The organism is Streptomyces sp. RK62, from assembly GCF_018070255.1.
Taxonomy (GTDB): Bacteria; Actinomycetota; Actinomycetes; order Streptomycetales; family Streptomycetaceae; genus Streptomyces; species Streptomyces nigra.
In genome coordinates, this window is the sequence record NZ_JAGPYD010000004.1 from 381,347 (window position 1) to 395,274 (window position 13,928).

Genomic DNA, 13,928 nt, shown 5'->3' on the forward strand with positions numbered 1-13,928 from the left:
GGGGATCTTGCGCACCCCCCTCTCGGGCGTAAAACCGCATATCAGGCAGCGTTTCCGGACCCCTCGGCAGAGGTGCCGGACGGGGTCCCCGAGCCGCCCTCGCCGCCACCCTTGGTGAAGGCGCTCCAGCCGCCTGCGGGCTTCTGCCCGACGTCCAGCGTGCGCAACTTGTCGAGAATGTCCGGCTTCTGGACGTCCAGCCAGTCCACGAACTGCCGGAAGGAGACGAGCCGTATGTCGCCGCCCTTCTCCTTCTCGCGCGCCATGTGCTTCAGCGCCTCCTCGACGGCGTCCATGTAGATGCCGCCGTTCCACTGCTCGAAGTGGTTGCCTATGAAGAAGGGGGCGCGGTTCGTCTCGTATGCCCGCTTGAATCCCTGGATGTACGCCTGTGTCGCCTGGGTGCGCCAGGCCGGGTGGTTGTGGCTGGGCGCGTTCGTGGAGTTGACCGACTGGTTGGCGAGGATGTTGTAGTCCATCGACAGGACCTCGAACGAACGGCCGGGGAAAGGTATCTGCTGCAGCGGCAGATCCCAGAGCCCCTGCTTCTTCACCGGCCACATCTGACGGCCGCCGGGCGAGGAGGCGTCGTAGCGCCAGCCCAGCTCACGGGCGGTGGGCAGCAGATTGTCCTGCCCGAGCAGACAGGGCGTACGGCCGCCGACGAGCTCCTTGTCGTAGTCGAACGGCAGGGAGGGCAGATCGGTCCAGCCGGAGTTGGTGCGCCACTCCTTGACGAAGGACTTGGCCTGGTCGACCTCGCTGCGCCACTGCTGCGGCGTCCAGTTGCCGACGGTGCCGTTGCCCGCGCAGAAGTGCCCGTTGAAGTGGGTGCCTATCTCGTGCCCGTCGAGCCAGGCGCGCCGGACGTTCTTCAGCGTCTGCTTGATGTGGTCGTCGGTGAGGTAGCCGATGTCGGAGGCGCCGCGCGGGTTGTTCGGCGGTTCGTAGAGCCGCTTCTTCGACTCGGGGAGCAGATAGAGCCCCGAGAGGAAGAAGGTCATGTGCGCCTCGTGCTCCTTGGCGAGGTCGAGGAAGCGCGGGAAGAGACCGTTGCCGACCTCGCCGGCCCCGTCCCAGGAGAAGACGACGAACTGCGGCGGCTCCTCGCCCGGCTCCAGCGGGCGCGGCGCGTCCGGCTGATGGGGCTGCTTGCCGGTGTACGAGGTGGAGCCGTCGCCGATCGGACGGGCGCGGCCGGCCTGCGAACCGTGCCGGTTGTCCCGGTCGCCGCCGGAACCGCCGGGATCCTTGCGGTCCTTGGGTCCGCCGGACGACGTGGACGCGCCGCATCCCGCGAGTGAGAGGGCGGCGGCCGCTCCGGCCCCGAGCCCGATGGCTCCCCGTCGGCTGATGTCGCGCATGGCTGCCCCGTCCGTCGTGCTGCTGAGGTGGTCACCCAGTCAGAGGTCACGACGAACGGGGTGGTTCCCGTCGCCCTGTGGAGGATTCGCGAGCAATGTCACCCGCGTGTATCAGCCACGGGGGGTCAGGCGCCGAAGCCCTTGCTCTGCCCCTGGACCGGCCTGGCACCGGCCCGCAGATGTTCGGGGACGAGGTCGATCGCCGGCTCGGAGTAGCCGACGGAGACGATCCGGTCGCCCTGGTAGGTGAAGGACGTCAGCGACGCGAGCGTGCACTGCCGCTTGCGCGGGTCGTGCCACAGCCGCCGCTTCTCGACTGCGCAGCGCACGATCCAGATCGGCAGCTGATGGCTCACCAGCACCGCCTCGTGGCCGCGCGCGGCGTCCTTGGCGGCGTCGAGGGCGCCCATCATCCGCACGACCTGCTCGGCGTACGGCTCGCCCCAGGACGGCTTGAACGGGTTGAACAGGTGCTTCCAGTTCGCCGGCCGCTTCAGCGCGCCGTCCCCGACGCCGAACGTCTTGCCCTGGAAGACGTTCTCGGCCTCGATGAGCCGGGCGTCGGTCGCGAGGTCGAGCCCGTGCGCCTTGGCGATCGGGGTGGCCGTCTCCTGCGCCCGCTCCAGCGGGGAGGCGCAGACGTAGGTGATGTCCCGGTCGGCCAGGTGCTCGGCGACCCGGTCGGCCATCTGCCGGCCGAGCTCGGACAGGTGGTAGCCCGCCAGGCGGCCGTAGAGGACGCCGTCCGGGTTGTCCACCTCGCCGTGCCGCATGAGGTGGACGACGGTGATGTCGCTGCTGTCGGTCATCGGCTTCTCGGAGGGCTCGGGGGTGGGCGTGTCGTCACTGGAGGTGTCGCGGGAGGTGTCGCGGGGCGTGTCGCTCATTCCGCCGTGGCCTCCGCCGCCGCTCGGGCCGCCGCCGGGAGGGCGTCGGCGATCCGCTGGAGGGCCCGCTCGTCGTGGGCCGTGGACACGAACCAGGACTCGAACGACGACGGCGGCAGATAGACGCCCTGCGCCAGCATCGAGTGGAAGAACGCGGTGAAGCGGAACGACTCCTGGCGCTTGGCGTCCTCGTAGGTGCGGACCTCACGGTCGGTGAAGAAGACGGAGAACATGTTGGAGGCGTTCTGCAGCCGGTGCGCCACGCCCTCCTTGGTGAGCGCCTCGGTGACGAGCCCCTGGACGGTCGCCGACACCTGGTCGATCGTGTCGTACGCGGCCTGGTCGAGGAGGCGCAGCTGGGCGAGACCGGCGGCCGTCGCGACCGGGTTCCCGGACAGCGTGCCGGCCTGGTAGACGGGCCCGGCGGGGGCGAGGTGCGCCATCACGTCGGCCCGGCCGCCGAACGCGGCGGCCGGGAAACCGCCGCCCATGACCTTGCCGAAGGTCATCAGGTCGGGCTCGACCCCGTCCACGCCGTACCAGCCGGCGCGGCTGGTGCGGAAGCCGGTCATGACCTCGTCGGAGATGTACAGGGCGCCGTTCTTGCCGCAGGCGTCCTTCAGGCCCTGGTTGAAGCCGGGGCGGGGCGGGACGACGCCCATGTTGCCGGGGGACGCCTCGGTGATGACGCAGGCGATCTCGCCGGGGTAGCGGTGGAACGCCTCGTGCACCGACTCCAGGTCGTTGTACGGCAGGACGATCGTGTCGCCGGCCTGGGCGCCGGTGACGCCCGGGGTGTCGGGCAGGGCGAAGGTGGCGACGCCCGATCCGGCGGCGGCGAGCAGCGAGTCGACGTGCCCGTGGTAGCAGCCGGCGAACTTGATGACCTTGGTGCGCCGGGTGAACCCGCGGGCGAGACGGATCGCCGACATGGTGGCCTCGGTGCCGCTGGAGACCAGGCGTACCTGCTCCAGGGGCCCGATCCGGTCGACCATCTCCTCGGCGAGCGCGACCTCGCCCTCACCGGGCGTACCGAAGGAGGTGCCGCGGGCGACGGCCTCCTGCACGGCGGCGATGACCTCGGGGTGGGAGTGCCCGAGGATCATCGGCCCCCAGGAGCAGACGAGGTCGACGTACTCGCGTCCGTCGGCGTCGGTCAGGTACGGGCCGCTGCCGGACACCATGAACCGGGGCGTACCGCCCACCGCGCGGAAGGCGCGCACCGGGGAGTTCACACCACCGGGCGTCACGGCGGCCGCACGGTCGAACAGCGCCTGCGAGGCGGGCGCATCGTATGGATAGGGCGTTCCTGAAGAGGGCGCTTCGCTCATGACCTGCGACTACTCCGACCTTTTCCGACCTTCGGTGATCATCCGGGGCTCCGGTTGCCTGTGACCTCCTCAGGGTAGGCCAGGGCCCGGCGACGGCAGCGAGCCGCCACCGGCGTGCGGACGGCCCCCTTCGCCCCTTCCGTCCCCGCGTACCCCGGCGTCACGGACGGGTGATCTGCGAGACTGGGCGTGATACACACAGCTCATGCGGGCCGTGGTGATCGGGGACCGGGGACATCTCGCGCAGAGGTGTTTCGCCGCACGTTTCGGCGGGCGGCCGTGGGGGAGGTCACTGACACGATGATCGGGTTGCGCGGCGGGCGCCACGCGTCCTAGAACAGCAGTCGGGTGGAGATATGCATCGCGGTGGCGGACTGGGCGAGGGGACCGACGACCTGGGTCCTCGACGTGCCCGGCGGGGAAGGCACCGACGCGACGCGGAGGATTCGAACGAAGTACGCCAGGGACACGTTGTACCAGGTATGCCAGATGCGACGGGTGTACCGAGTGAGCACGAGCCGTTCGACCGGCGGATCGACAGCCGGGTCGACCGTCTGAGGGCGGGGAGCAGGAATGGTGGTCGGGTGGGGGTGACGTACAAGTACTTCGGCGCTCCGGACGGCGCGACCGCGGCCCGCGTCCCGATCTCGATGCGCCCCGAGGAACTCGGCGGCGACGAGCTCGGCATGAACGGCATGTTCACCAAGATCAAGCCGGAGACGATGGCGGCCATGGTGCTGACGGGCATCGAAGGCGTGCCCCTGCACAAGGTGCCGCCCCTGGAGCTGGTCGTCCTCCACCCCGACTACGCCGTGGTGAAGCTGCCGATGACGGTCGTCGACCCGTTGCGCGGCATAGGCGAGGAGGCGGTGGGCGCGGCGGCCTTCATCTGGTCCACGGTCCCGGACCGCGGCGGCCCCCGCGACGCGTTCAACGTCTACCAGCTGCTCCACGAGTGGCAGGACTTCAGCCATCGGTTGCATGAGGCGGGGCATCAGCCTTATTGCCTTGTGTGGCCCTGACCTGGGGTTTCGTGGGATTCGGGCGGGGTCTTCGGGCCTCGCCCTTTTTGGTGCCGGGGTGGGGCCGTCAGGCGGCCAGGGCACATTGAGGGCACATTGGTTTCGCTGGGGGTGCTGATGTGCCCTGGGTTGCGGGCGGGCCGCCGTCGTCTTCCGCTTCCGCCTCGGCTTCCGTTTCCGTGAAGGCGTCGTCGATCGCCTTGCGGGTGCGGGTCTCGCTGGACGGCAGCAGGTGCGTGTACGTCCGTAGCGTGAAGCCGGGGTCCGAGTGCCCGAGGTACTCCGAGAGCGCCTTGATGCTCTCCCCCGCGTCCAGGAGTACGGAAGCGTAGGCGTGCCGGCGGGCGTGCATGCCGTCCTCGGGGGCCGCCTGGAGGTAGCGCGCGCCGCGCTCGCGAGGTCGGATCACTCCGGCGGCAGCCAGGGCGCGCTTCCAATCACCCATGTTGAAAACGCTGCGTCTGTAGGCCCGCTTCTTCTTGTCGACGAAGAGCAGGCGGAACGTCTCCGGTTTGGTCCAGGGCAAAGTGACCCCGACCGGAGGGAACTCCTTCATGCGGGCCTTGAGGGCAGCTGCGAGCTGAACCGGCAGGGACACTGACCGGATCTTGTTGCCCTTAGGCAGGGCGAAGACCTGCTTCGTACCGACCAACCGCACCTGGCGGTTGATGTGGATCCAACCACCCTTGAAGTCGATGTCCTCGACAGCGAAGCCGAACACCTCGCCCTGGCGGAGGCCGCAGCCGAAGGCAAGCTTGCCGCCGACCTGGAAGCGCTTCGGGAGTCCGGCTATTACGGCACGCACGCGTTCCAACGACCAGGGGATGATCTCCATCTTGGTCGCCGTCGGCAGCTTGACCGACTTCGCCTTGCAGGGGTTCTTTGGCAGCAGCCCGTCCTCGACGGCCATGCTGAGGATGCTGGAGAGGATGTCGAAGATGCCCTCGATCGCCTACACCTCCAGTTCGGCGTCCTGGAGTGTGCGAATCCAACCCTGAATGACCGAGGGGGTTGAGGGACCGCAGCTCGCGCCGGCCGAGGTGCTCGACGATGTGGTTGCGGACCGTGTGGTGTTCGTCTCGTCGGATTCCGGCACATCACGAGCCGTTTCGGCGGGGAGGTTGTGCAGCCTTCCCGCCGAATCAAAAAAGTGGGCGATTTGGGCGACTATCGGATGCAGTGTCCGCTGGACTGGCCACGCCACTTCTCACTGCTGGACGCTACGCCTGAGCTGCTAAGGTACCGAATTCCGGCACGTCAGCCGGTTGCTTATCTGCAGAAAATTTCAGCTTCCGTGGGAGCGATTTCGGCAACCGGGGATCCGCCCTTACTGTTTTGGTCTTCCCTGGCGACGCAGAGGGAAGTAGCCGGGAGTTTCAGAATTCACTCTGGAAGCATCCCAGGTGGTGTGGCGGTGTTGTCCACGCTTGCCATCCAAAACCCTGAATATGGAGACCTCATTGCCGAACCACTCCCCGCACCTTGCCGGCGCCGAGCGTGACCAGCTCGCCACTCCCGCCGACGTGGCCGCGTACCTCGGGGTACCGGTGAAGACCCTCTACCAGTGGAAGTACCGGGGCACCGGCCCCAGCGTCCACACGGTCGGCCGTCACCTGCTCTACCGCTGGCGGGAGGTGGACGCGTGGCTGGATGCCCAGACGTCGTACGACCTCACGGCCTGACCCCGCGTCTGGCGCGGACAGTCATTACCAAGCCCACCGACTTCGACTTGCCCGTAGGAAAGCGGCTGGGCAGGCGGCCCCAGCTGCAGGTCGACTGTTCGCCCGTGGCTCCGACCGAACGCAAGTGCAGGATCCACTTCACCTGGGGGCACGGGCCGTCGACAGTGGACCGTGCCTGCGATCCGTTGTGCGCCATGGCAAGCACAAGTAGCGGTACCGGCACGCTCAGGTAACCAGTCATCTTGGCAGGCCGGTTGTCTCCGTGGTGGATAGGTGGACCATGAAGCTCACTTGTTATTTACACCGGTTGAGAATCCGTTGTTACTCCTCTTCCTGAAGCCTCATAAGCGGGCTGACATCCTTCGCCCTGGCTACCAAGTCCACCACGTCATTTTCCAGCGGATACACGGGGCGCAGGCCGATGAGGTAGTAACCCTTGGTCTCCGGCGCCTTCATGCGATACGCGGACACATGTTGAATAGCAGCGTCGTTGACAATCACGGTTCCCTGAAGAGTGTCCAGAATGGCCTTTGCCGCATTATCGGCATCGATAGTCTTCCGGTTTTGGTCCTGCACGGCAACCACCGTGGCACAGATTGGCAGCCCGTCCCATGTTCGAGGATCTTCGCGTCTATCTGCTGCCTTCTCCATCTCTCTAACCACTCGTTTATGGATCTCCTTCCGCTTCGCGGCATTCTGCTTCGTGAACGGCGGAACCGAGATCGGGAAGAAGCTCGGCCTGGCAATCAGGCCATCCAACGGCAGCAGGTCACACACTCCACAAGCAGCCTGCTGCACAAACCCCGCCTTACTCGCGAGGCTTGCATGCACGTTCGCTCCCACTGCGAGCCTTCGGTAAACCACCCACGGCAGGTCTGAATGCATCATCCACAAGCGAACACGATCAGCCTCCTCACGCAACAGAGGTTGCCGAAGATGTTCGCCAGTCGCCTCCTCGTAGACACGCAGCAGGCCGTCCACACGTGCACGTGGATCATCGCCGCTCGTCAATTCAATGAGTCTCGATAGGTCCATGCGGAAACCGTAGTCTCAGCCGCTGCCGTAATCGCTCAGCCAGAGTCCGGACTGTCGTTAGCGCCGCCCGGATACTGGCTGGGCCTCCTGAGATCACGGAAGGCGACGCCTCGCGCGACCGCCGGTCGCCGTCCTACCTACCGCGTGCTACGGATCTGCTTCCCTATGGCTGCTGCGTCTCTACGGCCCCACGAATCGCCTGGCGGATCCACAGATCCACAGTCCCGTCTTGCGCCAAGCCGGAAAAGTGCCTCGCAGAGCGTGGGTCATCACGCAGAATCGCTGCCACAAGCTGGGCTGCCTGTCCCGACAGGGAGCGCAACCACGGCGCGATCCGATCTTGGGCGTTCCATTGGTCCCATGCAGCGTCCCAGATGCACATCGTGCGCGCAGCCTCATCTAGAAGGTCCCAGTCGTCCTTTGCTGCGGCGAAATTCGCGATGGTGTGAAGCCATACGACAGCTCGGGCAGCTTCGCTGAACTGGACGCGTCGTGCACCTCGGCCGTCGGCGTGGTCGGCCATGGCCTTGAGAAGGCGTTCGCTTCCTTGAGGGTTGCGAGAGAGCCACGGGCCTACCTGTTCAGCCGAGAGCTCAATCAGCGTATGGAGGTACAACTCATAGTCTTCAGGATGGTCCGCGATCAAATCGAGCAAGGAAGTAACTGCTGCCGGATCACCAGCGCGCGTCCGTTCCCACAGCCGCTTCGCTTGTTCGGTCGGCGGTTCCGCCGGCTCAGTGAGCTCGCGGTTGATCAGCTCGCGAAGGTCCTGGACGCTCTGCGGCCTCCGCTTAGGGTCAGGGTAAGTAGCAACCCGAGTGACGTTTCTCCAGGGGCCTGGGGCAGGCAGGAGCGGCACGTTCATCTGCGGATACTGGCCTGTCAATGCCCACGCAATGACGCGCCCAATGCCGTAGATGTCCGCGGACGGCGTGGCTTCGTGCGCAGCAATGAAAAGTTCAGGTGCCGCGAAGCCCTCCGTGCCGATCTCGAAGCGGGTACGCCCGGCCTTCGTGGTCTGGCCCCTCGGCCGCCGGACAATCCCCCAGTCGGCAAGGGTCCATCTGCTGTCCAGCAGCAGGATGTTAGAGGGTTTGACGTCGCGGTGGAGCCAGTCGTGAGTGTGAGCGAGTTCCAGCACGTCCATCAGCGCCTCGACCAGGACGCGTAGCTGTGTAGGGTCCTTGAGGTCGTCGCGTCGGTCCTCCGCGGTCGCCCGTGCCATCGGCATGACGAGCCACCCGTCTTCTGGGTTGGAGTCGAGGATGGGCATGTAGTGGGGATGCCGACCAAGCAGTTGGGAAATCTCGATCTCTCGTCGCATCCGCGCGGCGGGTGTTTCCCGTTCCGAACTCCGGCGCTTGAAGGCGACTTCGGCCTCGGTCGGCTTGTGCATGGCCCGGAAGACCTGTGCTTGTCCGCCTTCCTCCATGGGTAGTCGATCAAGGCGATAGTCTTTTCGGTCGCCGCGTGCTTGAGCGCGCACCAGATCGTACGGGCTACTCAAAGCATCGCCCTTGGCCGCGGATGCGCGGTTGGGCGTCATCTGTGCGGGGGCCGGGAGCATGGGACGTGCCTGCACTGGAATGCGGCGCCCGCCATAAATGGGATGGCCGCTGATGGAGCCGACGGGGACAAGCGTGTAACCGTCCCGGGCCAGCAGGGTATTGAGCAGTTCCAGCAACTCGCGTAGCTCTTCCGCATCAGTCCGCACAACGGGGTGCAGCATTTCGGAGAGGAAACGCAGAAGGACTACGTCCGGGCCGCGGCTCAGTCCGAACCGCGCGTCGGTGAAGACCCAGTCCGATTCCCAATCATCATTGTTGAAGCGATGCTGGTAGATGTCACCTTCGGCCGTCGTGAATCGGGAGTCGTAGCTTTCCAAAGCATCCAGATCGAAGATGCGCTTGAGGAACTCTGCTTCTTCCAGCCTTCCGGACCATTCGACGTTCTGCAGTCGAAGTGTGTCGAAGATACGCATTCGCGTGACCTCAGTGATTCGAGCCCGTTGCCCCTCGGCCCCACGTATATCTTGCGGTTGAAGGAGCGCATGCACCTGCCCTCCCTCCAGCGCTTGCCGCCAGTTCACATCCGGGGTGGGAAGAGCCGGTTTGACCAGGATCCGGTCGATGGCTGGTCTGCCGTTCTGACTGGCCACCTCAGCGATCGTTGGCAACAAATGGTCCAAGACCTCGTCATCGAAGCTGGGGAAGTCCGCCGCGTCGATGTAGAAGACGGCAGCCCAGAAGTAGTCGTGCCAGTTGGTGGCCGTCGTGTACCTGTCCTCGGTCTGCTCGAAGTCCAACCTCTCAACCGCGCGGAGCAGCTCCGTCGCGCCGAAGTCCGAACGAGCAGAGAAGATCGCGGCAGCCTGCGCCAGTACGCGCTCCCCGAGCTGCTCTTGTCCACTGTCCATCGCTTGCACCCCCTTGCACACAGCCGGACACGGCCCGCGCCTACATCAGCAGTACATTGCAGCACCGGCGCGGTCAGCCGGCGTCCTCCCCCACAACGAGCCCTCCACTCAACACGGAAGGACAGCCAGCTTAGTGACCTCCCAGTGGCTGCACGGTTAGCCGCCGAAACCGCCCAGCTGCCTGTCGCAGTGTGCGAACGGGTTGCAGGATCGCGGAGTGGCCTTGGTCAGCCGGTGTATCGGTCCAAAGCGATAAGAGCTCTCCTCGCGCCTGCCAGTCCCTGGCGGAGGTCGAAGGACATCGACCGGATCAATGGCACCGGATAGCTCGGGTACGCGTCGGCGTGTGCCGCCGCGGTGATCATCTGACACGTGGCCCCGATCGTGACCAGGAGGCTGGTGGCGAAGGCTTGCTGATCTGAAGGCGGGCGGTAGGACGGTCGGAAGAGTACGGCGACGATACTGCGGTGCCAGGACGTATCCGCCGAGTCCGGAAGCGCCAGTGCCCGCGCGAGAGCCTTTCCGAGCCGACCCAGGCCGTCGGGTGGCGTGGCCTGGGTCTTGCCCCAGATCCTGGCCACCAGGGAACTTCCTGCCTTCACGCTGGGCCGGTATGAGGATGGGTTGCGCACCTCGCGCCGGGTCCGTCGTACATCGTCGAGGAAGTCATCGAAGGATGGCCCCTCGCCCTCCCTCCGTACCTGGTCCCAGAAGCTGGCTGTCTCCGCCTTCTTCTGCTCACATACCGAATGAAGGCGATCGAGCAGCACCCCTTCCAGTTCGAAGAGCAGCTGGCACAGTTCGTCGATGGCGGCCTCGGCCGTGTTGAGCGGGGTTTCCGCGCGCCAGGTAAGGTCCTCGATAATGACCGAGGGTGTCCTGCCGCCGAGGCGCGGGAACCAAGCCGGGAGCCTCACCGGGGAGGAGATCTGAGGCAGTTGCAGTGTGTTGCGAGCCAGCAATACCACCGCGCGCCGGTCCGTTGCGGCACCGCCGGCCAGGTGTTTCTCACACGCTTCCTGGTTTTCCTCAAGGAGTACTACGAAATCGTCGAGTACGGCGTTGACGTTGTCGAAGGGGGCTCCGCGTACGACCAGAACCACAACGGCGTTGCCGTTGAGGTGTTCCTGTAGTTCCCGTGCATAGTCGGTCCGATTTCCCCGGACCTGGAACCAGAACCCATTCAGCTCACTGGCCGACGCAGCAAGCCTGTCTCTGATCGCGGAGGCGAGGCGGGCGGGCGCGATCTGCTCGTCAGCGAAGGCTCCCGGATCCGTTCTGTTGGCTACGTTCTCCTGGTCGAACGGGTTCATGCGTACACGTCTCCTTGCGAGATCGCCGCGATACGACCGAGCAGACGGATCTTGGGCCACACCCATTCGCCGTCGCTGTCGAGAAAATTGCTCTCCGTGGCGCTGGACAAAAGGCGGTCGGCGCTTATGACGGTGTCCGGGCCGAGCCGCTCGACGATGTCCTCGAAGTCCTCCATGCTGCATCGCATGCTCTCCGGTGACGTGCGCATGATCGCGCTCAGACAGGAGTAGACAGCGCGGAGCCATACAGTGTCCCGGCCGTTCCGCGCTCCCATGGCCTGGGAAGCCGCCTGTCGGAAGAACTCGTATTGGCGGCTTCGGCTGATGTGGCTCGGGCGGAGCCGGCTCTCGGAGAACAGCGTGGCGTCCTCCGATGTGACGTCCAGGTCGGCCTGCCGCCGTTCCTGTTCGATCAGGAAGGCGACGAAGTCACGCAGCAGGTTCACGGTCAGGAACGGATGCCCGGCCGTCTCCGAGTGGATGGCATCGATGAAGGACGCATCAGGTGACACCTGAGGGCCCAACACCTTCTGCGTGAACTGGGCGAATTCGCTCTCCTCCGCGCCGGCTCTGTGCTCGAACAGCGGGAAAGGGTCCTGTCGTACGAAGGGACTGAGCTGGTTCTGTTCCATCAGGATGAAGTGAGCGTCGGGCTGCTGTCCGAGGAACACCAGGAGGTTCTCCCTGGCGAACCGGACCATCTGGTTGAGTAGGGGTTGAACCACGGTGTACCTGATACCGAAGTCACTCTGCAGGGCTGCGTGAAGGTCCCCGAAGAGCGTCTCGTACTCGTCGAGGACGAACACCGTGCGGCCTCGGTCGGCCGGTTCCCCGTTCGCGCAGTGATTGACAAGGTCGGCGAAGAATGTGTTGGGGATGCGGCGACCCTCGTCCAGGGCGGCACAGACACGGTCGTAGCAGACCCCGTCGTTGGCGAGTTCCCCAGTGGAGGAACAGGTCTGGCTGACCACGGCCGCCTCGCCAGTCGTCGATGCCAGATCGAAGCCCGCGGTGGTCTTGCCGCTGCGCCGGACACTGCACCAGAGCCGTACGCCGTTACGACTCTCGAAGGTTCGGAGCAAGTCGTGCACGCTGTGCCGGTGTACGCGGTAGTACCGCAGCTTGCCCGGTTCCTCCAGCGGGAAGTCACGGGCGAAGTTGTACAGCAGCGGCTGACTGCGCACCGATGTGGTGCCTTGCCGGTAGGAGCGAGCCACCAAGAGCCGGAGCACATGGTCCCGGGTAGCGGGGATGGAATCGACGTCAACCCCCCGCGGGACGGAGACAACCGTCCTGCTCAGACTCCCGTCCTGCTCGATGAAGGCGCGCAGGTCGGGCGGTAGAGGCGCCACTACAGCGGCGACTCCTCGCCGGTGGGCCTCCTCCAGGTCGCGCCGATCGACGTAGCCGTCGTCGAGATAGCACTGCACCTCGATCATCTGCTGGTACGGCGACCGGGCGGACGGGCGGAGCGAGATGTCGAGCCGGTGCTCCGCCACCGAGTACTGGGAAAGGGCTGGCAGTGGGACGTGCTGCCGGTTGTTGCCCAGCCTGTCGAAGGCAGAGACAGTGGGCAGGACGCTGCGCAGAAGTCCATCGGTGAGGTGACTGGGACCGATCCGTCTCTGCACCAGGAACATGTCATCTGTGACGAGGAAAGGGAGCGTGTGCAACCAGGCTCGCGCGTTCTCCTGCAGGACCTCGCGGCCTGTGCGGTCCCCGAAGGTCACCTGCGCGTACCCCATGATGATGGCGGACAGCATGCAAGAGTTCAGCGCACGGAGCTGGCGGGCGGATTCCAGGTCGGCCGCGCCAGGCAGGCGAGTGGAGTAGAACTCGATGGGAAGGTCGAAGAACCGCTGCAGTCCGTTGAGCGACTTCATCAGGGCGTACGGCTCCGACTCACCCTGTGTCATCTGATAGTTGAAGCCTCTTTGGAAGATCTCCTCAGCGTGGCTGGACAGCGCCGAAGAGATCTTCGGAAGTAGCGTCCTCACGTCTTCCGGGTCCGTCATGCGGTCCAGGAAGTAGTTGAAGTCCTCGGCGAGCCGGTCCCGATAGTAGGTGGACCACTGAAAAATGTGCCGATCGCTCAAATCCTGCAGCGCAGCGCGGAATTCTTCCAGCCAGTCGTCCTCAGCCTGTGTGGGTGCCTGGGGCGCTGGGTCAGGGGCAGGCGCGGGGCCGTGCAACCTCTCGTCGAGAAGAGCCAGCAATGCGATCTTGCGCTTCCGGAGGAATGCGCCTTCGAACGCTTTCCGCAGTTGTGTCTCTCGAGCCTCCAACTCTCCGGTGTAAAGCCCTTCGATCAGGGCGACTGCTAGGGCTTGGGCTTCCTCCGGCTTGACCTCCTTACACAGACGCGCGATCTCCTGCAGGGCAGCGTCGACACCGGCCATCAACCCCCCGTTCTGAAGGACCGTCAGCAGCCCTTGGATTCTATTCGAGGATGGCATGCCACGCGGCGGAAACGGCAGCTCCCGTGGCGAGCTGTGGAGGCGTGGCCTGCGCTTCGTACAACCAACCGCCGCGTTGTGTTGCGGCCGAGTGCCACTCGACATCACCCCGCGCATGCCGCTGGGCCCGCTGCGGATGCGTCACTCGCGGGTAGGACGAGCCGCCGAACGACGCAACTGGCGCGAAGCAGGTCCAATCCGTGCCCGTACAACCGGACAAGCGTGGTCAACATCGGCGCGACCGAGCCGCGTAGTTGCGCCATCGCGACAGCATGCGCGCAGGTCCGGAGCCGTGCCTCATTTGCAAGCGCCGTCGCTTCCCAAGCTGAGAGCGCGAGTTCACTGCTCGGCACGCGCTCCATGAGGCCTTGGACAGCCGCCGGGCTGTGCGGGTGTTCAGCAATGAGCCGATGACCAACGGC

Annotated in this window: 9 protein-coding genes and 1 pseudogene; 2 read left to right on the forward strand and 8 right to left on the reverse strand. The window is 65.5% G+C overall.

Annotated elements, in window-relative coordinates; all coding sequences use genetic code 11:
* Positions 1-41: 41 nt before the first annotated feature.
* The 3 genes from KBY32_RS10615 to hemL form a co-directional block, all read right to left on the reverse strand.
* On the reverse strand, positions 42-1,364 hold the full coding sequence (locus KBY32_RS10615) for a hypothetical protein (RefSeq protein WP_210979711.1): 1,323 nt from the start codon (positions 1,362-1,364) through the stop codon (positions 42-44).
* Positions 1,365-1,489: 125 nt separating this feature from the next.
* On the reverse strand, positions 1,490-2,173 hold the full coding sequence (locus tag KBY32_RS10620) for a histidine phosphatase family protein (protein ID WP_210979754.1): 684 nt from the start codon (positions 2,171-2,173) through the stop codon (positions 1,490-1,492).
* A gap of 74 nt (positions 2,174-2,247) precedes the next feature.
* Positions 2,248-3,582: a glutamate-1-semialdehyde 2,1-aminomutase gene (hemL, locus tag KBY32_RS10625; RefSeq protein WP_115507797.1), complete on the reverse strand. Its 1,335-nt coding sequence runs from the start codon at positions 3,580-3,582 to the stop codon at positions 2,248-2,250.
* Between the two features lie 584 nt (positions 3,583-4,166).
* On the opposite strand from hemL, the gene KBY32_RS10630 reads away from it, so the two are divergent.
* Positions 4,167-4,604, forward strand: a complete 438-nt coding sequence (locus KBY32_RS10630) for a hypothetical protein (RefSeq protein ID WP_003974483.1) — start codon at positions 4,167-4,169, stop codon at positions 4,602-4,604.
* A 67-nt stretch (positions 4,605-4,671) separates the two neighbouring features.
* Here the strand turns inward: KBY32_RS10630 and KBY32_RS10635 are convergent.
* Positions 4,672-5,671 (reverse strand): annotated as a pseudogene (locus tag KBY32_RS10635) (tyrosine-type recombinase/integrase); the annotation flags it as partial.
* A 381-nt stretch (positions 5,672-6,052) separates the two neighbouring features.
* On the opposite strand from KBY32_RS10635, the gene KBY32_RS10640 reads away from it, so the two are divergent.
* On the forward strand, positions 6,053-6,286 hold the full coding sequence (locus KBY32_RS10640) for an AlpA family transcriptional regulator (RefSeq protein WP_247689230.1): 234 nt from the start codon (positions 6,053-6,055) through the stop codon (positions 6,284-6,286).
* Positions 6,287-6,607: 321 nt separating this feature from the next.
* On the opposite strand, the gene KBY32_RS10645 is transcribed toward KBY32_RS10640, so the two are convergent.
* The 4 genes from KBY32_RS10645 to KBY32_RS10660 all read right to left on the reverse strand — a co-directional run bounded on the left by KBY32_RS10645 (position 6,608) and on the right by KBY32_RS10660 (position 13,449).
* Entirely contained in the window at positions 6,608-7,321 is a 714-nt protein-coding gene (locus KBY32_RS10645; RefSeq protein ID WP_210979712.1) for a RusA family crossover junction endodeoxyribonuclease, read from the reverse strand.
* A gap of 163 nt (positions 7,322-7,484) precedes the next feature.
* Positions 7,485-9,737, reverse strand: coding sequence for a serine/threonine protein kinase (locus tag KBY32_RS10650; protein ID WP_210979713.1), 2,253 nt, complete (start codon positions 9,735-9,737; stop codon positions 7,485-7,487).
* A 227-nt stretch (positions 9,738-9,964) separates the two neighbouring features.
* Positions 9,965-11,050 carry a hypothetical protein gene (locus KBY32_RS10655; RefSeq protein ID WP_210979714.1) on the reverse strand — a complete coding sequence of 362 codons (1,086 nt, stop codon included), beginning with the start codon at positions 11,048-11,050 and terminating at the stop codon, positions 9,965-9,967.
* Complete coding sequence (locus tag KBY32_RS10660) at positions 11,047-13,449, reverse strand: hypothetical protein (RefSeq protein ID WP_210979715.1); 2,403 nt, start codon at positions 13,447-13,449, stop codon at positions 11,047-11,049. The genes KBY32_RS10655 and KBY32_RS10660 overlap by 4 nt, the downstream gene beginning before the upstream one ends.
* Positions 13,450-13,928 lie beyond the last annotated feature (479 nt).

What these genes read in the sequence shown, in the direction of transcription:
- KBY32_RS10615 (WP_210979711.1), bottom strand. Translation starts at nt 1,364, where the DNA reads ATGCGCGACATCAGCCGACGGGGAGCCATCGGGCTCGGGGCCGGAGCG.
- KBY32_RS10620 (WP_210979754.1), bottom strand. Translation starts at nt 2,173, where the DNA reads ATGACCGACAGCAGCGACATCACCGTCGTCCACCTCATGCGGCACGGC.
- hemL (WP_115507797.1), bottom strand. Translation starts at nt 3,582, where the DNA reads ATGAGCGAAGCGCCCTCTTCAGGAACGCCCTATCCATACGATGCGCCC.
- KBY32_RS10640 (WP_247689230.1), top strand. Translation starts at nt 6,053, where the DNA reads ATGGAGACCTCATTGCCGAACCACTCCCCGCACCTTGCCGGCGCCGAG.
- KBY32_RS10645 (WP_210979712.1), bottom strand. Translation starts at nt 7,321, where the DNA reads ATGGACCTATCGAGACTCATTGAATTGACGAGCGGCGATGATCCACGT.
- KBY32_RS10650 (WP_210979713.1), bottom strand. Translation starts at nt 9,737, where the DNA reads ATGGACAGTGGACAAGAGCAGCTCGGGGAGCGCGTACTGGCGCAGGCT.
- KBY32_RS10655 (WP_210979714.1), bottom strand. Translation starts at nt 11,050, where the DNA reads ATGAACCCGTTCGACCAGGAGAACGTAGCCAACAGAACGGATCCGGGA.
- KBY32_RS10660 (WP_210979715.1), bottom strand. Translation starts at nt 13,449, where the DNA reads ATGGCCGGTGTCGACGCTGCCCTGCAGGAGATCGCGCGTCTGTGTAAG.